This is a genomic window from Enterococcus sp. DIV1090, assembly GCF_050537975.1.
GTDB classification, from domain to species: domain Bacteria; phylum Bacillota; class Bacilli; order Lactobacillales; family Enterococcaceae; genus Enterococcus; species Enterococcus faecalis.
Genome location: NZ_CP172917.1, coordinates 1,083,023 through 1,105,728, shown reverse-complemented (window position 1 = coordinate 1,105,728; position 22,706 = coordinate 1,083,023). Strand labels below are relative to the sequence as shown.

General features: G+C 37.3%; 22 protein-coding genes. 6 read left to right on the top strand and 16 right to left on the bottom strand.

The annotated features are described in order from the left end of the window. Window positions 1–185: 185 nt before the first annotated feature. The 5 genes from IGL48_RS05360 to IGL48_RS05340 form a co-directional block, all read right to left on the bottom strand. Window positions 186–593, bottom strand: coding sequence for a RinA family phage transcriptional activator (locus IGL48_RS05360; protein ID WP_002360491.1), 408 nt, complete (start codon window positions 591–593; stop codon window positions 186–188). A 19-nt stretch (window positions 594–612) separates the two neighbouring features. Beyond that, window positions 613–1,005 (bottom strand): hypothetical protein, encoded by a 393-nt coding sequence (locus IGL48_RS05355; RefSeq protein WP_002363798.1) that lies wholly within the window; start codon window positions 1,003–1,005, stop codon window positions 613–615. A gap of 66 nt (window positions 1,006–1,071) precedes the next feature. Next, window positions 1,072–1,914, bottom strand: a complete 843-nt coding sequence (locus IGL48_RS05350; RefSeq protein WP_002369527.1) for an ATP-binding protein — start codon at window positions 1,912–1,914, stop codon at window positions 1,072–1,074. 18 nt (window positions 1,915–1,932) lie between these two features. Then, window positions 1,933–2,688, bottom strand: coding sequence for a DnaD domain protein (locus IGL48_RS05345; protein WP_048949619.1), 756 nt, complete (start codon window positions 2,686–2,688; stop codon window positions 1,933–1,935). Window positions 2,689–2,733: 45 nt separating this feature from the next. Then, window positions 2,734–2,916: a hypothetical protein gene (locus IGL48_RS05340; protein ID WP_073459191.1), complete on the bottom strand. Its 183-nt coding sequence runs from the start codon at window positions 2,914–2,916 to the stop codon at window positions 2,734–2,736. A 168-nt stretch (window positions 2,917–3,084) separates the two neighbouring features. On the opposite strand from IGL48_RS05340, the gene IGL48_RS05335 reads away from it, so the two are divergent. Both IGL48_RS05335 and IGL48_RS05330 read left to right on the top strand, forming a co-directional pair. Beyond that, window positions 3,085–3,567 (top strand): helix-turn-helix domain-containing protein, encoded by a 483-nt coding sequence (locus IGL48_RS05335; protein WP_002361687.1) that lies wholly within the window; start codon window positions 3,085–3,087, stop codon window positions 3,565–3,567. A 34-nt stretch (window positions 3,568–3,601) separates the two neighbouring features. Next, a complete protein-coding gene (locus IGL48_RS05330; RefSeq protein ID WP_002382232.1) occupies window positions 3,602–4,087 on the top strand; it encodes a toxin in 486 nt (161 codons plus the stop codon). Between the two features lie 372 nt (window positions 4,088–4,459). Here IGL48_RS05330 and rbfA read toward each other — a convergent pair whose 3' ends face one another. From rbfA to IGL48_RS05290, 8 genes are all read right to left on the bottom strand, one after another. Next, complete coding sequence (gene rbfA / locus IGL48_RS05325) at window positions 4,460–4,810, bottom strand: 30S ribosome-binding factor RbfA (RefSeq protein ID WP_002360497.1); 351 nt, start codon at window positions 4,808–4,810, stop codon at window positions 4,460–4,462. A 24-nt stretch (window positions 4,811–4,834) separates the two neighbouring features. Further along, window positions 4,835–7,231 (bottom strand): translation initiation factor IF-2, encoded by a 2,397-nt coding sequence (gene infB, locus IGL48_RS05320; RefSeq protein WP_002357859.1) that lies wholly within the window; start codon window positions 7,229–7,231, stop codon window positions 4,835–4,837. Window positions 7,232–7,243: 12 nt separating this feature from the next. Then, a complete protein-coding gene (locus IGL48_RS05315; RefSeq protein ID WP_002357860.1) occupies window positions 7,244–7,549 on the bottom strand; it encodes a YlxQ-related RNA-binding protein in 306 nt (101 codons plus the stop codon). Further along, window positions 7,539–7,838 (bottom strand): RNase P modulator RnpM, encoded by a 300-nt coding sequence (gene rnpM, locus IGL48_RS05310; RefSeq protein WP_002363794.1) that lies wholly within the window; start codon window positions 7,836–7,838, stop codon window positions 7,539–7,541. The genes IGL48_RS05315 and rnpM overlap by 11 nt, the downstream gene beginning before the upstream one ends. Before the next feature lie 20 nt (window positions 7,839–7,858). After that, on the bottom strand, window positions 7,859–9,058 hold the full coding sequence (gene nusA / locus IGL48_RS05305) for a transcription termination factor NusA (protein WP_002357862.1): 1,200 nt from the start codon (window positions 9,056–9,058) through the stop codon (window positions 7,859–7,861). 143 nt (window positions 9,059–9,201) lie between these two features. Continuing rightward, on the bottom strand, window positions 9,202–9,675 hold the full coding sequence (rimP, locus tag IGL48_RS05300) for a ribosome maturation factor RimP (RefSeq protein ID WP_002357863.1): 474 nt from the start codon (window positions 9,673–9,675) through the stop codon (window positions 9,202–9,204). Window positions 9,676–9,880: 205 nt separating this feature from the next. Beyond that, on the bottom strand, window positions 9,881–11,767 hold the full coding sequence (locus IGL48_RS05295) for an Ig-like domain-containing protein (RefSeq protein WP_048949613.1): 1,887 nt from the start codon (window positions 11,765–11,767) through the stop codon (window positions 9,881–9,883). Between the two features lie 141 nt (window positions 11,768–11,908). Then, on the bottom strand, window positions 11,909–14,329 hold the full coding sequence (locus tag IGL48_RS05290; protein ID WP_002393199.1) for a cation-translocating P-type ATPase: 2,421 nt from the start codon (window positions 14,327–14,329) through the stop codon (window positions 11,909–11,911). A gap of 218 nt (window positions 14,330–14,547) precedes the next feature. Between IGL48_RS05290 and rnhC the strand changes: the two genes are divergently transcribed. Further along, entirely contained in the window at window positions 14,548–15,465 is a 918-nt protein-coding gene (gene rnhC, locus IGL48_RS05285) for a ribonuclease HIII (RefSeq protein WP_048949612.1), read from the top strand. A 66-nt stretch (window positions 15,466–15,531) separates the two neighbouring features. Here the strand turns inward: rnhC and IGL48_RS05280 are convergent, their stop codons facing one another. Beyond that, the gene (locus tag IGL48_RS05280) at window positions 15,532–16,704 is read right to left on the bottom strand and encodes a class I SAM-dependent rRNA methyltransferase (protein ID WP_282853326.1); all 1,173 of its coding nucleotides are present in this window, start codon (window positions 16,702–16,704) and stop codon (window positions 15,532–15,534) included. A 257-nt stretch (window positions 16,705–16,961) separates the two neighbouring features. Between IGL48_RS05280 and IGL48_RS05275 the strand changes: the two genes are divergently transcribed. The 3 genes from IGL48_RS05275 to IGL48_RS05265 all read left to right on the top strand — a co-directional run bounded on the left by IGL48_RS05275 (window position 16,962) and on the right by IGL48_RS05265 (window position 20,443). Continuing rightward, window positions 16,962–19,070 (top strand): LTA synthase family protein, encoded by a 2,109-nt coding sequence (locus IGL48_RS05275; protein ID WP_002357869.1) that lies wholly within the window; start codon window positions 16,962–16,964, stop codon window positions 19,068–19,070. Window positions 19,071–19,175: 105 nt separating this feature from the next. After that, the gene (locus tag IGL48_RS05270) at window positions 19,176–19,877 is read left to right on the top strand and encodes a hypothetical protein (RefSeq protein WP_002357870.1); all 702 of its coding nucleotides are present in this window, start codon (window positions 19,176–19,178) and stop codon (window positions 19,875–19,877) included. 14 nt (window positions 19,878–19,891) lie between these two features. Continuing rightward, a complete protein-coding gene (locus IGL48_RS05265) occupies window positions 19,892–20,443 on the top strand; it encodes a hypothetical protein (protein WP_002360506.1) in 552 nt (183 codons plus the stop codon). A 37-nt stretch (window positions 20,444–20,480) separates the two neighbouring features. Here IGL48_RS05265 and IGL48_RS05260 read toward each other — a convergent pair whose 3' ends face one another. Beyond that, entirely contained in the window at window positions 20,481–21,950 is a 1,470-nt protein-coding gene (locus IGL48_RS05260; protein WP_010824566.1) for a sensor histidine kinase, read from the bottom strand. Continuing rightward, on the bottom strand, window positions 21,950–22,669 hold the full coding sequence (locus tag IGL48_RS05255; protein ID WP_002381953.1) for a response regulator transcription factor: 720 nt from the start codon (window positions 22,667–22,669) through the stop codon (window positions 21,950–21,952). Before IGL48_RS05255 ends, IGL48_RS05260 begins: the two co-directional genes overlap by 1 nt. Window positions 22,670–22,706: the final 37 nt, after the last annotated feature.

The window sequence follows — 22,706 nt, the reverse complement described above, 5'->3', positions numbered from 1 at the left end:
TAGTCAAAATGAAGGATTTTGAAAGTAGCCGGCATTTTCTGCTCCTTCATAGCTGACACAAGAAAGCAGTCAAAATTATAGAATTCCGTGTCTTCATTTTTTGGTTGCCTCACGTTTATCTATCTCTTTCGACACTATTAATTTACCATGTTGACACCTGAAAAAATTCCACGCTTTTTCCATGTTTACATCCCTAGTTCATCCGCCACCGCTTCAAAGAAATGATTTCTTAATTTATAGGCTTGGCTTTTACTAATAAATAATTGCTGGGCAAGTCCAATTAATGTTAAAGAGGGCCGTTTTTTCATATATAGTTCTTCAATAATCACGCGCGTTTGTTCATCCGCTTCAGCTAAACAATTTTTGATAATGTCTCGATTTCTCTCTAAGTTCCACAGACGACGATCCATAGCTATCGTAATCGCCATTCGTTCGGTCACTACAGAGTGAAGTCCTTGTCCTCTAATACCAGCATTTAAATCTGCTTCTTGATAAGGGTGCCGTAATTCTTCTTCCCGTTGCCGGATATACTCATCTGTTTTATAAAAGTCTGCTAAAATATCTTTGATATAATTAAATGTTGACGTACGCATTGGTTAATCTCCTTTACTTTTATTCATTTAAAAGTGTTAATCGATAAATAAAATAACACTCTTTCGACATGTCTAAGCCGTGACGAATCGCTTCATCTGAATAACCGAGCCAAATTAAATAGAGATACTCGCTTTTTGTAAACGATGCGGCCTTGATGGATTGGATGGGTCTTGATTGATCCATCGACCAATTACCGATTGCTTGTCCTAATTCTTGAATTTCCTGCATAATAAGTTTATTTTTTTGACTTGCCCAATCGGGATATTGATTCATTAGTTGTAAGAGTCGTTTTCTTTTTTGTGCTTTTTCGCTTTGTTGCTTTGAAATATCTTTAAATACAACGCTTTTCATTTCAAATAAATCTTTTTTACATTTTGTTAAATTACTCATGTTTACGGCCTTCTCTTTCACCAATTAGATAACCTAACATCAGTGTCATTGTCCAAAAGATAAACCCAATAATAATTGTTAACATATTTATTTCACACTCCTCATTCGTTTGTCTGTTGTGTCTTTATATTGGAAAACATAGCCACTGGCGTGCTTCATTAGACGAGAAATAATGCGTGTTCCATAGGCCTCCACCAGTTGTTTTCCAGAAAAATTAGTAGTAAAAATAGTTGCTTTATTCTGTCTAGCTTCTAAAATTCGATTTAAGATGTCATTATTAAAATCCGTACTAACTTTATTTTTAATTCCTAATTCAGCACCTAAATCATCTAAGACCAAAACATCTGCTTTTTTCATTCTAGTAATATACGCTTGAGCCTTTGCTTGGCTTTTGGCCGATTCATTCATGGACATTTTTAGTTTTTCTAATAACTCAGAGTAGCTGACAAATAAACAATACTTTTGATATGCAGAGCGTTCTAAGACTTCAACTAAAATACTGATAGCCAAATGACTTTTACCGACACCAGGTTTCCCTGAAAAAATAACGTGAATTGGCTTTTCTTCAACAATCGCTGAAACTGCTGCTAAGGCCCGTTCTTTTGCTTGTCTTGTTTCTAATTCAGTGGTTTGGTAATTGGTTAAACGACATTGCCGTAGCGCATCATCAGCAATTAAGGACCCTTGATGAAAAAATTTTTGTGTACGTGCCATAAAACTCTCTTGAGAACGTTGTTGATTGGCTTCTTGTTCATGTTTTTTTAGCATTTTATACCCACACGACCAACAAGTTGGGGCACAACGTTCTGTGCCATCTTTATTTTTTTGTTGCCAAACATATTGTTCACTGCCACATTCAGGACAACGGTCTTCAACTTTTTCTAACAATTGACTCAATAGTATTTGAAAAGTTTGATCTGTCGCATGCATACTGATTTCCTCCTTTCTTTAAAAACCTAACTCTTGATATTCTTCTGTAATTTGCGGCGTATGCTCCAACACTTGTTTTTTATCATTTACCAAAACTTCATGTACGGATAAATAATTTTGTTGCTCCCAACTTTTCAAAATAGCATTTACATAGCCATAATTCCGTTTATTTCGATCGATGGCAATTCCTAAAGCATGCAAGATTAATTGGCATGCTTCCTCTTGTCTAGCCCCTTTTTGTATAAAATCTTGCAACCAATACTTAAAATCTTGGCTTGTTTTTGAGGCCAGTGTACCAAAGCCGTTTTCCTCATAAAAATGATAAATCATCTTTAAACAATCGTTTTCTGAACTACTACCTTGACTCTGACCTAGCTTAGACTGGACTATGCTTTCCTGTGGTAACCGTTGGTAGTCAGCTGGTTGACCACTGACAGACGATTCTGCTTTAAACGTATAAGCTTTGCTATTTTTTTCAACAATCTGATTTTTCTCTTCTTGATACAAGGTTGGTTTGTAACGATCACTGCGAATATAATTATGAATTTTCCAATGTTTGATAACGATCACACCACTTTCAAATACTAGAATAAATTTTTTAACCATTAGCAATTTTAGATCGTCTTCCCCACAACCAACCATTCGCTGCAATTTTTTGGGATTATTGATAAATCCATCATCATCGGCACGCATCGCTAAATGAAAATACAGGGCCTGACTTGATAAGGGCATATCTAAAAACGCATCACTATCAATAATCGTTTTTGCAAACATGCGTCGTTCTGCCAATCCGCTTCTCTCCTTTTGACTAAATTATTGTTACTCTGTTAGTAATTCCATGAGGCCAATCATACCAATCACGATGGCCCCAATTTTTATTGAGACACTGCTTATTAATAAAATAATTGCTAAAAGTAACATATCCGACAACGTTTTTTTATAATTCCGACTCATTTCTTCACCCTTTCTACAAAAATACGGTTTTCCGAACAAAATGTTCAAAAAAATAGTTCAGTTAACCGAACATTCGAATGGCTCTATCTTAGCATCAAATATTTTCACTGTCAACTCATAAGTTCAGTTTTATGAACCTCTAATTTTAATTGCGATTGTTACTTGCCTTCTCTAAACAGATATAGTATACTTTGAGGCAATAGGAGGTTCGGAAATATGAACATTTTTGCTGTCCGTTTAAAAGAGGCTTTAACAGCCAAGAACATCAAACCTAGTGAATTAGCGAAAAAAACTGGCATCGGTAAATCTTCGATCAGCGATTGGCTAGCTGGTCGTTACGAAGCAAAACAAGACAAAGTTTATCGCATTGCAGATGCATTAGACATTAATGAGGCCTGGTTGATGGGACAAGAGGTTCCCATGGAAAAAAATGCCTCAACTATCGACCGCATTTATAAAAAATTAGAGCCCCAACGACAAGCCATCGTTTATCAATTTGCCGAACAACAATTACACGAACAACAAACGCAAGCAGAAATTCTCTCATTCCCTCGCCGTGACGAAATGACACTGGCTGCCCACGCTGGGGATCCAGAAAAGATATTTTCAAAAGAAGAAATCGAGAAAATTCACGATTACTTGGATGAAATTGATGCCAAATATCAACAATCGATTTCTTCTGACAAAAAAGAGGATTAACTTCCCATCTACTCTTTTTATTAAGTAATGGCAGGTGAATGGTAAAGTGAATGATTATGAAAAACTCGTCAGTTCCATTCAAAAGGATGTGACGGTTTTAGAAATTGATTTATACAATCAAACAGGTTGTTATGGGTTGTATCGAAATGGCAAAATTTATATTGAAAAAACATTGAGTACCCGTCAAAAGAAGAATATTTTAGCCGAGGAATACGGGCATTATCAAACATCCGTTGGCACTATTTTAAATCAAAATTGTACAGAAAATCGGAAGCAAGAGTTGAAAGCCCGCAATGTGGCCTTAGAGCAATTAGTTACATTAGACGATTTAATTCGTTGCTCTGAAGCTGGCTTAAGCAACCATTATTCTTGTGCTGAATTTTTGGAAATCGATGTTGAAACATTAAAAAATGTGATTACGTACTATCGACAAAAGTATGGCGCCACTTATCTTTATAAAGGACGGATTTTTGAATTTAGGGATTATTCTGTGATGGTATTAAATACTGGGTTAACTTAAAAAGCATGGAACAAAATCAATAAGGATTTTGTTCCATGCTTAAAAGTATTCTGGAAAATTCAAGAGCGGTTTTGGTACCAATGGTTAATATGTCCGACGCCAAGCATAAGATTTGGGACAAGTATGAGGACGAATATAAATGACGGCCAAAATCCGATGAACTGAATAATATGTTCCCGCATACTATGTAGTACAAAGAAGAAAAGAAAAAAGTACAGGGAACTCTTGCCTGAACCCATTTCTTTTAAATAACGATCTCCATTTTTATAGAAAACAACAATTCTTTTCATCTTTGCACCTCCATGACTATTTTATCAAGAAATCATGAAAAGAAAAAGCACACCATTCGTCTGGTGTGCTTTTTCTTTTTAATTATTCACCTTGATTCAACTTACGAATCAACTCATCAATGTGATTTCCGTATTGGACAGATTCGTCTCTTTCAAAAATCAACTCTGGTGTTTTATACAAGGTTAACCGTTGTCCTAATTCTTTACGAATCAGTCCTTTGGCTTTGTCTAATCCTTGTTGAGCTTTTTGTTGTTCGGAAGCTAAATCAGATAACAAGCTGTAATAAATCGTTGCTTGTTGTAAATCACCGGTCACACGAACATCTGTAATAGTGATGCCTTGGACGCGTGGATCTCTGATGCGTTTGTTCAAGATATCATTCACTTCACGCATGATTTCTTGACCTACACGACGGTCACGATAATTTGCCATAGTGTCTTCCTCCAATTACTAAAATTATTGTTTGATTTCTTCCATAATGAAGCCTTCAATCGCATCATCTACACGTAAATCATTGAAGTTTTCAATCATAGCGCCACATTCAAAACCAAGTTTGACTTCTTTCACGTCATCTTTAAAGCGCTTCAAGCTTGCTAATTTACCTTCATAAATAACAATACCATCACGAATGACACGCACGCCACTATCGCGGCGAATAAATCCTTCTGTAACATAACAGCCAGCGATTGTGCCAACTTTAGATACTTTGTACAATTCACGAACCGTCATTTGACCCGTAATTTTTTCTTCAAATTCTGGATCTAATAACCCTTTCATCGCTGTTTCGATTTCTTCTAGGGCTTTATAGATAATACGGTGTAAACGAATATCAACTTCTTCTTGTTCTGCTTGTTGTTTCGCTTGTGGTGTTGGGCGAACGTTAAAGCCGATAATAATCGCATTACTTGCTGCGGCTAAAGTTACGTCGCTTTCATTGATGGCCCCAACTGCCGCGTGAACAATTTTCACACGAACGCCTTCTACATCAATTTTTTGTAAACTTGCTGAAACGGCTTCGGCAGATCCTTGTACGTCTGCTTTGACAATGATATTAACTTCTTTTAATTCGCCTTCTTTTAGGCTTTCAAATAAGTTATCCAATGTCACACGGCTACTTGCTGAACGTTGTTCAAGCAACGCACGTTTAGCCCGTTCTTCCCCTGCTTGACGTGCTGTTTTTTCATCTTCAAAGACCACAAAACGATCACCCGCTTGAGGAACATCATTTAATCCGGTAATTTCTACAGGAGTTGCGGGTCCTGCTTCTTTATCACGGCGGCCCATGTCATTGGTCATCACACGAACACGTCCGTAAGTATTACCAACAACGATTGGATCACCAACATGTAAAGTTCCTTGTTGAACGAGTAATGTCGCAACCGGACCTTTACCTTTATCTAAGCGCGCTTCAATCACTGTTCCAATTGCTTTTTGCGTTGGATCAGCTTTTAAGTCTTCTACTTCAGCAATCAATAAAATATTTTCCAATAGCTCATCAATGTTTTGATTGAATTTCGCTGAAATATTGACGAAAATCGTATCTCCGCCCCATTCTTCAGGAATTAATTCATGTTCACTTAATTCTTGTTTCACATGATCAGGATTTGCACCAGGCTTATCAATTTTGTTAACTGCTACAATAATCGGCACTTTTGCCGCTTTGGCATGGTTAATCGCCTCGATTGTTTGTGGCATTACTCCATCGTCCGCTGCAACAACTAAGATGGTAATATCAGTGATGCTGGCACCACGCGCGCGCATACTTGTAAAGGCCGCATGTCCTGGTGTATCTAAGAACGTAATTGGTTTGCCATCAATATCTAACTGATAGGCACCAATATGCTGCGTGATACCGCCTGCTTCACCTGAAGTCACACGAGAATGGCGCAATGTATCTAATAATGTTGTTTTCCCGTGGTCTACGTGTCCCATGATTGTGACAACAGGGGGACGTGTGGTTAAGTTTTCTTCAACAACTGCTTCTGGTTCGAAGAATTTATCAATGTCCGCAATATCAACTTGAACTTTTTCTTGCGGTTCCATGCCATAGTCCACAGCTAATAATTCAATTGTATCTTTATCTAAGGCTTGGTTTTGATTAACCATGACACCCATCATAAATAATTTTTTGATGATTTCCGCTGGTTCGCGGTGGATTTTTTTCGCAATATCCGCCACGTTCATACCTTCTGTATATTCTAAAACATCTGGTAATTCACGGAATTTACGTGCTGGTACTGCTGGCTTCGCTGATTCTTGTTGATGTTTGCCTTTTTTCCCTTTTTTATTGAAACGATTGCGGTTTTGGTTATTAAAGTTATTCCGATTATTACGATTTTGACCGCCACCAAAATTGTTGTTACGGTTTTGGCCGCCACGGTTTTGGTTGTTCCCGCCATTGTTATTTTGGCTGGTCCGATTTTGATTCGTTGTAGAACCGTTATTGTTTTGGGTATTGCGGTTTTGATTGTTTGTATTTGTTTGATTGCTACGGTTTTGTGTGTTGCTTTGGCCGTGACGATTTTGGTTGTTGTTGTTTCTTTGTTGTCCATTCGTTGATTGATTGTTTGGACGATTTTGGTTATTTCTTTGTTCACCAGGTTTATTGTTCATTGGTTTCTTATTGGCTGGTTTATTTTGTGTTGTTTGTTGCTTTTGGTTGTTTGTTGCTTTTGATTGAGTATTTACGGTACTTCCTCCTCCGAATGCTTGACGAAGCTTTGTTTCTTGCTCGGAACTAATTGCGCCCATATGGTTTTTAACATCCATACCTAATTGATGCGCTTTATCGACAACGTCTTTGCTTGCTTTATTCATTTCTTTTGCTAGTTCATAAATTCTTTTTTTTCCCATGCAATCACCTTCCTAACCTTTTAGTAATTCCTTGATTTTGGTGGCAAATCCTGCATCAGTTACTCCGATAACCATTCGTGGTCGCCCAATCGCTTGGCTGAGCTCGAATTGACTGAACAGTTCGCTAACAGGAACATTATAATAAGAACTTTTGTCCTTGATTTTCTTTCTAGTATTCTCACTGGCATCTTGCGCAACAAACACAAATTTCGCTTTGTTTGCACGAATATCTTTAAGGGTTAATTCCTCGCCTGTGACTAATTTACCGGCGCGCATTGCTAAACCTAAAAGGTTCAAAATTTTGGTTTTATTTTCCATCGCCAAACAACTCTTTGCGGGCTTTTTGATGTGTTACATAATCCAATAGTTCTTGATAAAATTCATCACTTAATTTTGTTTCTAAGACACGATCAAGAATTTTTTTATCCCAAGCTTTTTGGACTTCCGCAGGATCCAAATCAACGTAAGCGCCACGTCCAGGTAATTTACCAGTTGGATCTAAGGCCACCTCGCCTTCTTTGGAGCGAGTAATTCTGACTAATTCTTTTTTCGGTTTCATTTCGCCTGAAACAACCGATTTACGCATTGGAATTTTTCTCTTTTTCATTTTTTCACCCTCCAAAAACGTTATTCTTGTTCAGGTAATTCTTCTGTAATTTCTGCTTCAACAACTGCTTCTTCAGCAGCCAAGTTTTCGTAATCATCTGCCGTCATATCTGAATGGATAATTGCTTCATCCATTTCTTCTGCCACTTCGGCAACTTCTTGATTGGCTTGTTGTTCATAAAATTCAGCCATATCAGATTCTGATTTGATATCAATTTTATGGCCCGTTAATTTAGCAGCTAAGCGCGCATTTTGACCACGTTTACCAATTGCTAATGACAATTGATAATCAGGTACAACAACTGTACATGCTTTGCTATTTTCTGGATCAAAAATAACATCTAATACTTGAGCTGGATTCAAGGCATTACTAATATAAATAGCTGGATCTTCGTTCCATTCCACAATATCCATATTTTCGCCTTTTAATTCATTCACAATCGCTTGGACACGTTGGCCTTTTGGACCAACACAGGTACCCACTGGATCAATATTAGGATCTGTTGAACGAACGGCTACTTTTGAACGATCGCCAGCTTCACGAGCGACGCTTACGATTTCAACAATTCCATCATAAACTTCTGGAATTTCTTGTTCAAAAAGACGTTTTAGTAAATCTGGATGACTACGGCTTACAAAAACTTGTGGGCCTTTTGATGTGTTTTCAACACGTGATACGTAAACTTTAATCCGATCATGCGGTTGGTAAAATTCATTTGGCATTTGATCTTGTTTTGATAAGACTGCTTCGATTTTGCCTAAGTTTACATAGATATAACGGCGATCTTGACGTTCAACAATTCCTTGCATGATGTCATTTTCGTATTCGCTAAATTCATTATAAATAATTGTTCTTTCTGCTTCACGGACACGTTGTAAAATTACTTGCTTTGCTGTTTGGGCAGCAATGCGGCCAAAGTCTTTTGGCGTAACTTCAAAACGAATTTTGTCGCCGATTTCATATGCACCATTTAATGCAACGGCATCTTTTAATGAAACTTCCAATTGTGAATCAAATACTTCTTCTGTTACTTCTTTGACAGCATACACGTGAATATTGCCTTTTTTTGGTTCAAATTCAACTTCGACGTTGCTTGCTTGTCCATAATGTCTTTTATATGCAGAAACTAAAGCTGCTTGTAACGCTTCAATCACCGTATCTTTAGGAATCCCTTTTTCAGCTTCTAATACGTCTAATGCATTTAACATTTCTTTGCTCATTGTTTTTCTTTTCCTCCTATGGATTCGTTAAAGCTGAACGAGTGGTTCTTCTTCCAAGGGAAAAACTTCTCGTTAAAACTTGTCACAGGCCTAGCTAAAAGTAAAACTTTTAGTGGACCCTTTTTTACATTCGAGTCTGTTGATTAAAATTGAATGGCTAAACGAGCTTTTGCGATATTTTTACGTTCAAAAGTCATTTCCTTCACTCTGGTTTTAATTTTTACACTTAATGTTAATTGTTCTGAATCAAGATGGACTAAGGTACCCTCAATCTGTTTTTCTCCATCAACTGCTTGATAAAGAGAAATATGAATGTACTTGCCTACCGCTTGTTCATAATCGCTTTCTTTCTTTAACGGACGTTCTGCTCCCGGAGAAGAAACTTCCAGAAAGTACGCTTGCGGAATTGGATCTGGATCCATTGCATCTAGTTTTTCACTTAATTTTTCGCTGACAAAGGCACATTCCTCAATATCAATGCCACCTTCTTTATCGATAAATACTCGTAAAAACCAATTTTTTCCTTCCTTAACAAACTCTACTTCCACAAGTTCAAAATTTTGTTCTTCTAAGATTGGTGTGACTAACTTTGTTACAGTTTCCACAGCACTACTCAAAATTTTCGCCTCCTTCGAGATTGATGTAACGAACCGTGTCCTGATGACTTTTCCATCAAAAAGAGTGAGCAGAAATCCGCTCACTCCCAACTAGTATCATTACGCTAAAGATAGTATAGCACAGAACCACTCCAAACTCAAATGAACAAGCTAAATCTCTCGAAATTTGCACATTTTGTCTCGATTACTGAAACTATCTAAGCGATTATTTTTTCGTTTTAAAATAGATAAATAATCCTTGAATCAAAAGAAGGCTACCTAAGAAAAGAAACGCGTTTTCTTTTGTTTCTCCTGTTTTTGGCAATTCCTTATTACGAATCGCCTGTTTTTCAATGGTTATTGAAGTAGTTTCTGTGGTTGAATTCGTGGTAGTATCTGTTGTCCCACTCGTTGGTGGTGTGGTACTTTCTATAGGTTTTTCTGGCGTATAGTGATTAGTAAATACTTGACCTCCATCATACTGAGTAGTCGCCACAAGATTTCCTAAAAGCGCCTCGACGGTTACTTGAACTTGAAGGTTGTGCGTATCGTAGGAAACACCTGCCTGTTGCGTGTTTACTTCCCGAATGGTGTATTGATAGTTTCCGGGAGTTTCAAAGGTTAATGGTGAAAATTGAATTTTCCCTAAAGTATCGTTACTAACCGTTTCTAGTACTGTACCTTTCTCATCTAACAATTCAAATTGAAATTCAGCATCCTTCAGTGGTTTTCCTAAAAGAACTTTTCCAGCTAAAAATGAAGCAGCGACTGGTTGATATGAAATCTTATGATTCACAACAGTTTTCAGTGCAACTAAGTTTTTACCAAAGTCTTCAGGTGTTATTGAAATCTTGTTTTGCGAAAGCTGGTAACCGGTAGGTGCTTTGGTTTCTTCTAAAGTATAGTTATCTTTTAACAAGCCTTTAACAATCGCTGTTCCGTTTTGATCTGTTGTGATTTTGGCTACTGTTTGATTGGTTGAGTTACGAATGAGTTTAAACTCTGCACCTGCTAAACGCTGGCCTGCTTCATCTTCTTTATGAATTTCAACAACATATTGTTCACCATTAGCTTCTCCACCACCCGTTTGTGAGACACGACTCACTTCGACTTCTTCCACCACCGTTTGATTTTCTGTTAATTTTGCATAATTTGTGAAGATTTCACCTTTTTCGGGAAGATGATCGATTTTGGTTTTATAGGTGATACGATATTCATTAGTCCCAATATTGCCAAAATGCACCGAAAAATTACGGTCATCAGGACCATACTGGACAGCCAACTGACCAGTTATATCTTCCTCTGGCGTGAACTGCCAAATAGCATTTCCATCCAGTGTCCATTGTCCTCGTTCAATTTTCATAGTGTCTTTCATATAACTTAAACTTGCTGTTTTTAGCACATCTTCCACTTCTAAATCAGTATACGTTTGCCCTGTTGGATTAATCCGTAGTACATTGTAAATTTCGGTTGGATCGTCTTCGATAAACCACGAATACTTGCTAAATTTTTCGTTAACATCATCGCCTTCACCTTGGTAATCAAGATCGCCAGCAAATATTTTTTCCCCTTCAACCGTGACGTAAATAGGAATCTTGGATTCATTTTCGACATTTTCGAAATCAATCAAACTTGTAAAATATAAAGACCCACTAATATTGGCATGGTTTTCTACGTAATCTGTATACGTTAACGTGACCGTTTTATTTGCTACATCGGTCTGTGCGATTGCAACCACAGCACCTGTATCATCTACTACATTAAAGGTCATATTTTTCTCGAGACGTAGCTCTTCGGGCAAAGTAATCACACTCGTATCCCCACTATTAACGGTATTATCCGGTAAGTTGAACTCAATTCGGAGGTAGATGTCGGTATATTGATTAATGATCCCAAGTGGGTTTCCCTCTTTGTCCGTTAGTTGAATCGCTGTCACAATGTTGCCCACTTGTTTACGCGGTACTACGTTTGGCGTAGCAGAAATTTGATTGGTTTCACTGGTACTAGTTGGTTCCGTTTGCGCATATCCTGTTTCAAGTTTCAGAAAAGGCGTTATCAGCGTCGACAAAAGAATGAAAAACATTCCCCAATAGACAAAACTTCTTTTTTTCATCTTTATTCAATCCTTCCTATCTAAAATAATTGGTTAGGTTTATACTATCAAGGATTAACTAGGTACAAGTGTTTTTATTTTTCCCAACAATAAAAAACAAAAAACACCGAACCAAAATAATTTTGGCTCGGTGTTTTGCTCCTAATGTCTTTTCTTATAAAACCATAATTGAACTTTTTCAGAAATGGTTGATAAATGTTGGAAAGTTGAGTCTGCTGCAAAGAAAAGAATGGCTAAAAGTAACAAGGCTGTTGGCGATACCGAAGTTAACGAGAACAAGTTTTTCATGGAAATACTTGTAATAACCATTCCGATTAAACAGCCAATCATTACGCGCTTGCGGTAACGATTCATTGGTGAACTAATTTTATAAAGAACCATAAAGCCGACTGAAACTAGCAACAATGTTGCAGTCGTTGAAATGTCCGTTTTTTGAAGTGCAAGAATATCACCACAAATTAGTAAGGCACCGACTACTAACATATCCGTTAACCCACCAGGAATTGCTTTTGATAACACATTGAAAAGAAATTTCCCTTCAATGCGACGATGATTTGGTTCCAAAGCTAGAAATGTCGAAGGAATCCCAATTGTAAATAAACTAATCAATGTGACTTGTGTCGGTTGTAAAGGATATGTCACGGCAAAAATCATAGCAAAGACAGACATTAGCAAGGAGAAAATATTTTTTACAAGGAATAAACTTGAAGAGCGTTCAATGTTATTAACTACTTGGCGGCCTTCAAAGACAACCTCCGGCATCGTTGAAAAATCAGAATCTAACAACACAACTTGCGAGGCTTGTGCTGTAGCTTGATTTCCTGAAGCCATGGCAATACTACAATCTGCTTCTTTCATGGCTAAAATATCATTGACTCCATCCCCTGTCATCGCCACTGTATGATCTAATTTTTTCAACAATAGTACAAATTGTTTCTTTTGTTCTGGCGTGACACGACCAAAAACGGTGTATTTTTCTAAAGCTTCTGTCTGGGCTTCCATTGTAGTTAATGTTCGCGCGTCCACATAATTTTCAGCACCAATAATGCCTGCCGCTTGTGCTACATTGGATACTGTTAAAGGATTATCGCCAGAAATGACCTTAATGGCCACATTTTGTTCAGCGAAATATTCAAAAGTTGCTTTGGCTTCTTTACGAATCGGATTCCAAAGAAGAATGTAGCCTAGAGGTTGAACCTCTGCTGTCAACGTTTCCTGAAATTCTCCTAAATACTTTCCGAACACCAATAAGCGATAGCCTTGACTTGTATAATGTTCCACTTCAGATTGATACATTTCATAATTGTCTCTCAAAATCATCTCTGGCGCCCCAAGAATATACGTCGCTTCTGGGAAAGTCACGCTACTAAATTTTTCGACAGACGAAAACGAGGTATAGCTAACGGCTTCCCTCTGATTATTAGTAACAAAAAATTCTTTCATCGCTTTCATCGTATCGTTGTCAGCTGACATTGTTCGGCAAAAATCGCCAATTAATTTTTCGACATTGGTTAAGTCTGTACCATCATTTTCGATACTCACCACAGGAACCAACTCTTGGACTTCCATCGTGTTTTCAGTAATTGTTCCTGTTTTATCTACACATAACACATCGACACGTGCTAAGGATTCGATACTTTTCATGTTGTGCAATAAAACGCCGCGCTTCGCTAAGCGCATTGTGCTGGCAGCTAATGCAACGGTTGTTAAAAGGTACAACCCTTCTGGAATCATCCCAATCAAGGCAGCTTCCATGGAGACAATGCTGTCATGAAGCCCTTGATGGTTGATGAAATAACTTTGGAAAAATAGAACACAGCCGATCGGGATAATAATAATCCCTACCCATTTCACCAAACGGTTAATGGAACCGACCATCTCTGATTGTTCCCCTTTTTTAATTGACTTCGCTTCAAGCGTTAATTGATGAACATAGGCCTCAGCGCCAATTTTATCAATTCTTGCATAACAAGAACCTGACACAATAAAGCTACCTGACAAAAGTTGGCTATCTGCTACTTTGGTAATCTCATCAGATTCCCCAGTTAACAAGGATTCATTCACACGGACTTCACCAGATAAGACAATTGCATCCCCAGAAATCTGTTCACCCGATTTAAAGAGCACCACATCATCCAAAACCAGTTCATCTGGCGAAATTTCTTGTTCTTGGCCATCCCTTACAACGGTTACTTTTGTAGCGTTTAGAATATTTAAGCTATCTAATACTTTCTTCGACTTAATTTCTTGGTAAATTCCAATGACCGTATTAATGATTACTACTGGCAAAAAGGTCATATTTTTATAAGATTGTACCAGCATTAATAACACACCTAGTACCACAAAAATTAAGTTGAAATACGTAAATACGTTATTAATAACAATCTGTTTCGTTGTGATAAACTCTGTATCGACGGCGGCATTGACTAAGCCTTTTCGCTGTCTTTCTTCAACTTGTGCGGCCGTCAAGCCTTGTTTATCTTCTGGATAATAGCGTTCCGCGTTAGCAGTCACTGCTATTGGTTCATTTTCTTGCATTTCTTTTTTTCTTCTCAAACACATCACCCCTTGTTCTAGTCGACTCTTTCATCGTCTCCTTCTCTCCCACAGTATAGCACTGAATAAAAATTTAGATAACAACTAGCGTCCAACTATAGAAAAAAATTATACATTTCCTAAACATTGTCATTTTCAGGAACAAGCTAACGCAAAACCTTTTCATTTACTTGTTTTTCCTTTACTATAGTAAAGAAGAAATATCAAGAAATGAGGAACAATTGATGGCACAGAATCACGTAATTAAAGTTAGTAAAAAAACATTAGCAGAGATGACCACTGTTTATCAACCCAATCGTTTAAATAAAACGGTCCCTTATACTGTCTTTGTGGCCAAGGTTGGCACCACTACCATCACTGCTTATCAATCAGGTAAAGTCATGTTTCAGGGACCTCAAGCTGAAAAAGAGGCCGCTCGTTGGGAAGGAACGAGTACCACACCAAAGAAAAAAATTTCTCCCCAGACTCCTACACTGCCTGCTGATTTTGGCAACTGGTCTGTGATAGGTTCCGATGAAGTCGGTAATGGTAGCTATTTTGGTCCAGTAACTGTCTGTGCTGCCTATGTTGACAAAAGCATGATTAGCAAACTAAAATCATTAGGTGTTCGTGATTCCAAAGAATTAACCGACCCACAAATTATTCAATTGTCACATGTCATTAAAGAACTGATTCCTTACAAGTTATTAATCGTTGAACCAAAAAAATACAATGAGATCCAACCAAACTACAATGCTGTACACATGAAAGTTGCTTTGCATAACCAAGCGATTTATCTGTTGCTACAAGAGTTGGCTCCCACAAAGCCAGAAGGGATTTTGATTGACCAATTCACGCCTGAAAATAATTATCGGAAATATGTTCGTAATGAAAAAAATCAAGTCACTGAAAAATTGTTCTTCGTCACTAAAGGAGAGCAGTATCATGTTGCCGTTGCTGCCGCCTCTATTATTAGCCGCGCTGCTTTTTTAGAAGAGTTAGACAAAGAATCTGCAGAATTGGGTTTCTCTGTGCCCTCTGGTGCCGGCAGCAAATCAGACCAAGTAGCCGCCCGTATTTTGAAAAAAGGCGGCCTAGACTTATTAGCGAATTACGCGAAGCTGCATTTTGCAAATACCCAAAAAGCCCAAAAGTTACTATAAAATAAACACCAAGCAAAAGTCCCAATGCCGATTAGCGGCGCTGGGACTTTTGCTTGGTGTAAAAAATTATTTTTCAATTTCGATAAACAGGACTTTTAAGTAGTTCCCCTCTGGAAAATTAGAATTCACTTGAAAGTCTGCCGGTAATTGATACGTGTCCGTAATCTTGTAACGGACATTTTTCTCTTGCAAGGCAGTAATCACCATTTTTTGATATTTGGCTAAGGATAAATTTGCCGCATTGGTTGAGGCAATAAGCGTTCCCTTATCCGTTAAAATATCAATAGAATCTTTCACTAGCTCCCCATAATTTTTAGCAACGGAAAAAACTTTCTTTTTGTTGCGAGCAAAACTTGGCGGATCCAAAATGATCATGTCATAACGCAAGTCTTTACGTGAAGCATATTTAAAGTAGTCAAAAACATCCATGACAATAATCTTTTGCGGGGCAAGATTTAAATGATTGACTTCAAATTGCTCAGTCGTTTTCGGTAAGCTTCGTTTAGCTAAATCCACACTAGTGGTGGCCACGGCACCCCCCATAGCGGCAGCTACTGAAAAAGCACCTGTATAACTAAACATATTTAAGACTGTTTTACCTACTGCAAAACCATCTACTAATCGACCACGAACTTCTTTTTGATCTAAAAAGATGCCTGTCATTAATCCTTCGTTTAAATAGGTAGCAAATTGAACGCCATTTTCAGTGACAAGTAATGGCTCGGGCGCTTGTTCGCCATACAAAAACTGTGATTCGGGTAAATTTTTTGTGGAAAAGCGAATCTTTTCGTAGGCACCAATAATGTCAGGGTAAACTGTGCGAAACGCCGTCAAAAGTTCGTTTTTTTTCTGATAAAGGGTTTCATTATACCATGAAAAAATGGCGTAATCTGCATAGCGATCGATGATTAGACCCCCAATGCCATCCCCTTCCCCATTAAATAATCGATACGCGGTTGTTAGCGAATCCTTTTCAAAAGACGTCCGCTTCTCACGACTTATTTCAAAGAGTTGTTGAAAAAAAGATTGATTAATTGGTCCATGCCATGACAGCAACCAACCAATTCCTTTATTTTGTTCGCCTAAATATCCTTCGGCTAAATGCTGGCCTTTACTATCAATCAAAGTAAGCCAATCTGTTGGCAACGGCGCCGGCACTTGTTGCAAATCTTCTTTCTGAATTAAAGGATATCCTTTTTTAAATTTATGTTCTGCTTTTTTAGTTACTTGAAGTTTCATTCTGTACACCTACTTTTCAAAGTCCTATCTAGTATAGCAAAAAAAGGCCCATCTGTCTTTAAAGGATTCAAGCTTCACGTCATTTAACGAACTAAAAAGTTTAAGGAAATAGTAAGTTTTCTTTAACATCACCATTCCTCACTTCGGTAAGAATTGACATAAAATTTGTGAAAGAGTAAAATTAAAGCGATATTGTAAAATACGAAATTTACCTAATTTTACTTTTATAGAATCATCGTTTAGAAAGGACGTTTATTTTGAAAAAATTATTTAAAACAAATATTTTGAACACGCGACTGGGGTTATTCTCGCTAATCGCCATCTTACTGTGGCTAAAAAACCTCTTTGCGTACGCCGTTGATTTCCATTTACGTTTGGAAAATATTAACGAGTATTTCATACTCTTAATTAATCCAATTGCTACAACGGTCTTTTTATTAGCCATCGCTTTGTATGTTCGCCGTAAAAAAGCTTCTTATATTACAATGATGATTATTTACTTCTTGATGAGTTTACTGCTCTTCTCAAATGTCGTGTATTATCGAGAATTTACTGACTTCATCACAGTTAATACGATGCTTGGTGCTGGCAAAGTAGCTAGCGGTCTTGGCGAAAGTGCCTTACGTCTCTTTAGACCTTATGATGTCATTTATTTCTTAGACTTCATTATTATTGGCGTATTATTATTAACGAAAAAAATTAAAACAGATGCGCGTCCAGTCCGCGCACGTGTAGCAGTCTCTGTCACACTCCTTTCTGTTGTCTTTTTCTTATTCAATCTATTTATGGCTGAAACAGAACGTCCCCAATTATTAGGACGTCAATTCTCTCGTGACTATATCGTGAAATTCTTAGGCTTAAATGCCTTTACCGTATACGATGGCATTACAACTTACCAAACAAACCAAGTCCGTGCCGAAGCTAGTGCTAACGATATGAAACAAGTTGAAGATTACGTGAAACAACAATATGCGGCACCCGATGATAGTAAGTTTGGTATTGCAAAAGGCAAAAATGTAATTTATATCCATTTAGAAAGTTTCCAACAATTTTTAGTTAATTACAAATTAAAAGATGAAAATGGCGTAGAACACGAAGTCACACCATTTATCAATAGTCTTTACAATAGTAAAAGTACCTTTAGCTTTGATAACTTCTTCCACCAAGTTGGTCAAGGAAAAACAAGTGATGCCGAAACGTTACTTGAAAATTCACTATTTGGTTTAGACCAAGGTTCACTCTTTACACAAGTTGGTGGGAAAAATACGTTTGAAGCAGCACCCGATATTTTAAAACAAACGCAAGGATACACTAGCGCTGCTTTCCACGGAAATGCCGGTAACTTCTGGAATCGAAATGAAACCTATAAACGTTTAGGCTATGACTATTTCTTTGATGCTAGTTATTATGATGTTAATTCAGATAACTCATTCCAATATGGGTTACACGATAAACCATTCTTTAATCAATCCGTTCAATATTTAGAACATTTACAACAACCGTTCTATTCTAAATTTATTGCTGTATCCAATCATTATCCTTATTCTCAATTTACAAACGATGAAGCAGGATTCCCAATTGCAAAAACCTCTGACGAAACAATTAATGGTTATTTCGCAACAGCGAATTATTTAGATAAAGCGGTCGAAGAATTCTTTAACTACTTGAAATCTTCAGGTCTCTATGAAAACTCAGTCATTGTTCTTTATGGCGATCACTATGGGGTTTCTAATTCAAGAAACCAAAACTTAGCAGAATTAGTAGGTAAAACCAAAGCAGATTGGAACGATTTTGACAACGCCAATATGCAACGTGTTCCTTATATGATCCACGTTCCTGGTCAAGAAAATGGCGGTGTGAACCATACGTATGGCGGCCAAGTTGATGCCTTACCAACCCTTCTACACTTGCTTGGTGTCGATACGAAAAACTACATTCAGCTAGGCCAAGATTTATTCTCTAAACAACACAATCAAATCGTTGCTTTCCGCAACGGCAATGTTGTAACACCTAAATATACTATTTTAGGTTCTAGCATTTACGATACTAAAACAGGCACTTTAATTACAGAGCCAACCGAAGAAGTTAAGAAAGAAGTCGCTGATTTAAAAGCCAAAGCGACGAAACAATTAGAAACGTCTGACCAAATTACTAACGGTGACTTGCTTCGTTTCTATACCAATAGCGGCTTAAAACCAGTTAACCCAGAAGACTATGATTACAAGAACCAATTGCAACAACTGGAAGCAATTGAAAAAGAAAAAGGTGAAAAATCAACGAGTGTTTACAGTAAAAACAATAATAAATCAACCGTTGATGAATATCACACTGACAGTTATCAAGGCTATCAAAAAACGGGTAAATAAATCTTCAAAAAGCTTGAGCAATTTGCTCAAGCTTTTTTGCTACTTTTTCATAATTAATTCATATTATTTCACTATACTAAAGATAGTTTAGAGAGGTGAAAGTTGATGAGAAGTGTCCGTTACGCTACAGCTAGTAGTTTTTATCATAAAAAAATCACGTTAATCACTGCACTCTTCTTCTTCCTGTTCTCTTTCTTATTGACTGGGCTGTTTAACTTAATTGATTTTGAAAAAGAGTTTTTACGAACGATGCCAGACTTTGTCGATATTGAAAAACAAACTAGTTACCATTACCAACTGATCCAATACTATTGGCACCTCTATCTAGGTAGTGTCATTTTCTTTGGTGTTACTTTTCTTCTGTTGATGTATGTGACATTACGCATAAAAAAGGAAGAAATACATACATGGTATCACATGCACTTTTCAAATATGTATGTCACCAAACAGCTCTTACTAGAGTTATGTTTACCGGCTCTATTAGGAATTTTCAGTTTTTTACTTTTCACTTTAATGTTTCAAGAAACGTATAATACTGTTCTTTGGGCTGCTCGTGATGCTATTTTACAGTGGTCTCATTTGGAAACTCCAGCATTTTTAGCTAAAAGTACCGACCAGGATGTCACGATTACAAATATCCAGCATTTAGGGATTCAAACGATCCAAGCGTTTTCTTTTGATTTTAAAAGTATGCAGTCACTTTATACAATCCGTAACTGCTTTGTTAACTGCTTAATCTTGCTTGGTATTCCTCTTGTTTGCGGGACTCCTTTTACATTGATTTATTTACGCACACATCAGAAATAAGGGAGGGATTTTCTATGAATGTCACACCATCATTCAAAAAAACAACCGAAAAAAAATCCTCATTCGACGCGTTAGCTTTGCGAGAAGTTTATGGAATCATTTATTCTGCTCCAGAACAAGAACTCGCATTGGCCGATTTTTTCCAAACAAACCAACTAACCATTACTAGGCTTTCTTCTAGTGAAACCTTTTTGCCCTACTTGCCATTAGAAGAAAATTTATTTATCGCTAGTACGATCAAAGAACGGGATCGAAAAGTAGTTCTAGCCGAAGCTTTCCAGGTGTTCCAATTAGAACCTGCCTTACTTGGTCGTTCCTTTACTTCTTTTACGACTTTTGAAAAAATTAAAATGCGCATAATACAACTTTTGCTTTCAAAAACAAGTACGTTAGTGATTGATGACATCTTTTCTTCATTAACGATTGGACAACGTCAAGAAATTTTACCTCAATTAAAAATAGCAGTTCAAAAAAGAAACAAGCGCTTGCTATTTCTGACAAAGGATCCACAAATTATTGATAGTCCCTATGTGCACCCCCTGTCTCTACATGCGTTATTAAACTAAAAAAACGTCTGGCACTGATTGTGACCAGACGTTTTCTTTAGTTTTCAGTAATTTCAACATCAGGAAATGAAATAATAAACGTGGTGCCTTTATCAAGTTCACTCTCAACATTGATTTTTCCTTTATGCAAGCGGACCAATTGTTGAACGATTGGTAAGCCTAATCCTGATTCTCCATATTTCGTATTTTTACGGGATGGATCTACTTTGTAATAACGATCCCAGATATTCAGAATTTGCTCTTCCGTCATGCCGATTCCTGTATCAGAAATACGGACAATGGTTTCTAAATAGCCTTTTTCTAAAGCAATATGAATTTCGCCATTTTCAGTAAATTGGATGGCATTTTGAACAATATTGACAACTACTTGAACGAAACGATCATAATCGGCATACACATCAATTGGTTCGGTGGTGTCTAAATACAATTGATTACCGGCGGCTTCAGCTTTGGCCGTTAGTTGAGTCACAATATTTTCTAAAGCTTCTGTTCCGTTGAACTTCTTCACAACAATTTGAATCTGGTTGGTCCGAATTTTTTCATAATCAAGATTTTCATTGACTAAGCGAATCAAGCGAGCGGTCTCATTTTGCATCAGTTTAATCGCATTCTCTTTTTGATTTTCAGGAATAGCATTATACTGCAATCCCTCTAACAAGCCATTAATAGTTGTTAAAGGCGTCCGCATTTCATGAGAGGCATCCGCCATAAATTGACGACGGCGCTCTTCTTGCCGATTGATTTCTTCTTGTGATTCTTTTAAAGACGCGGCCATTTTATTAAAATCTTCTGCTAGGTCATCAAATTCATCTTTGTCATGAACCGGTAATTGAATATCAAAATTTCCACTAGTGATTTCTTTGGTGGCTTTACGCATCCGATTAATTCGTTTCACTTGGAAAGTCGCAAATAGATAACTTAGTAATAAGGCAATCACACCAGAAAAAATAAAGCCTTTAATCAAGTTTTGTGTCACGGACTGAACACTTCGGTCAACGTTTTTGGCAGGTTGTGTAATAACTAGTGAACCAATAATCACTTTTTTATCAGAAGACTGATTTGATGCATACACCGGTAACATTACATAGGACGAAGTATTTCGGGCCCCGTAAATATCAATGTTTTCTGTTGCATAAACACGATTGCCTTTCATGATTTGATCCCAATTTTTATCGATTAAGGAAAAGTCTAATTTTTTCGTGCTATCAACTGGTGGGTACTGCACTTCGCGGTCCTTGTTAATAAACACAAATTGCACATCTTGCTTCTGGAGTACGCGCTCAGTCAACTGAAATGAATAGGATAAAACATCTCGATCTGAAACACCTGCAACATTAATAAAAAAGTCACGTGTTTCTAAAGCCGATTCTGCATAACCATACAGCTGTTCATAGTTATTTTCTTGCATTGTGCGCTTGGTCAATTGTGTGAAAGACGTTCCGACAATGAGAATTATCAGAGCAATCACACCTATAAAAGCAAGTAATTGTTGATACAAATACTTCATTAAGCAACACCTGAATCGTCGAATTTATACCCTACGCCCCAAACCGTTTGGATGACTTGAGGACCCACTTTTTCAATTTTTTGTCGTAATTTTTTGATATGGGCATCAACTGTCCGTTCATCGCCAAAGTATTGATAGTCCCAAACCAATTCTAGTAGTTGTTCGCGTGAAAAGACTTGGCGTGGTTTTTTTGCTAAAGTGTATAGCAAATCAAATTCTTTAGGTGTTAAGCCTTCAATTAATTGATTATCTAAATATGTTTCTCGTGTTTTCGTATTCATTTTAAAATGATCCGTAATCACGTCAAATGTTTCATCTGTATTCTCAGACGTATCATGCGCAGCCTCTGCCACCTCGGCACGACGATGTAGAGCTTTCATCCGTGCAATCAAAGTTAATGGACTAAATGGTTTTGTCACATAATCATCCGCACCCATTTCAAGGCCAATTACTTGGTCACTTTCAGAATCACGAGCGGTCAACATAATAATGGGAACATTGGCTGAAACTTTGCGAATTTCACGACAAACAGCCATCCCATCCATACTAGGTAAGTTTAAGTCTAACGTAATCATGTCCCATTTTTCTGGCGAAGCAAGAAAAGTTGCCAATCCTTCTTTGCCATCATCTTTAAAGGTAGCTTCCCACCCTTCATTTAAGAAAAACATTTGCATCATTTCTGAGACGGATTCATTGTCTTCAATCATTAATATATTCATTTCATTCACTCCTTATTCACTTTTCATAAAACTGCTC

Bases quoted from the DNA above. Each gene is read 5' to 3' on its own strand.
- rbfA (WP_002360497.1), bottom strand. From the start codon at position 4,810: ATGGCAAATTATCGTGACCGTCGTGTAGGTCAAGAAATCATGCGTGAA.
- IGL48_RS05290 (WP_002393199.1), bottom strand. From the start codon at position 14,329: ATGTGTTTGAGAAGAAAAAAAGAAATGCAAGAAAATGAACCAATAGCA.
- rnhC (WP_048949612.1), top strand. From the start codon at position 14,548: ATGGCACAGAATCACGTAATTAAAGTTAGTAAAAAAACATTAGCAGAG.
- IGL48_RS05255 (WP_002381953.1), bottom strand. From the start codon at position 22,669: ATGAATATATTAATGATTGAAGACAATGAATCCGTCTCAGAAATGATG.
- IGL48_RS05350 (WP_002369527.1), bottom strand. From the start codon at position 1,914: ATGCATGCGACAGATCAAACTTTTCAAATACTATTGAGTCAATTGTTA.
- infB (WP_002357859.1), bottom strand. From the start codon at position 7,231: ATGGGAAAAAAAAGAATTTATGAACTAGCAAAAGAAATGAATAAAGCA.
- IGL48_RS05280 (WP_282853326.1), bottom strand. From the start codon at position 16,704: ATGAAACTTCAAGTAACTAAAAAAGCAGAACATAAATTTAAAAAAGGA.
- IGL48_RS05315 (WP_002357860.1), bottom strand. From the start codon at position 7,549: ATGGAAAATAAAACCAAAATTTTGAACCTTTTAGGTTTAGCAATGCGC.
- IGL48_RS05360 (WP_002360491.1), bottom strand. From the start codon at position 593: ATGCGTACGTCAACATTTAATTATATCAAAGATATTTTAGCAGACTTT.
- IGL48_RS05295 (WP_048949613.1), bottom strand. From the start codon at position 11,767: ATGAAAAAAAGAAGTTTTGTCTATTGGGGAATGTTTTTCATTCTTTTG.
- IGL48_RS05270 (WP_002357870.1), top strand. From the start codon at position 19,176: ATGAGAAGTGTCCGTTACGCTACAGCTAGTAGTTTTTATCATAAAAAA.
- nusA (WP_002357862.1), bottom strand. From the start codon at position 9,058: ATGAGCAAAGAAATGTTAAATGCATTAGACGTATTAGAAGCTGAAAAA.
- rnpM (WP_002363794.1), bottom strand. From the start codon at position 7,838: ATGAAAAAGAGAAAAATTCCAATGCGTAAATCGGTTGTTTCAGGCGAA.
- IGL48_RS05335 (WP_002361687.1), top strand. From the start codon at position 3,085: ATGAACATTTTTGCTGTCCGTTTAAAAGAGGCTTTAACAGCCAAGAAC.
- IGL48_RS05260 (WP_010824566.1), bottom strand. From the start codon at position 21,950: ATGAAGTATTTGTATCAACAATTACTTGCTTTTATAGGTGTGATTGCT.
- IGL48_RS05265 (WP_002360506.1), top strand. From the start codon at position 19,892: ATGAATGTCACACCATCATTCAAAAAAACAACCGAAAAAAAATCCTCA.
- IGL48_RS05345 (WP_048949619.1), bottom strand. From the start codon at position 2,688: ATGTTTGCAAAAACGATTATTGATAGTGATGCGTTTTTAGATATGCCC.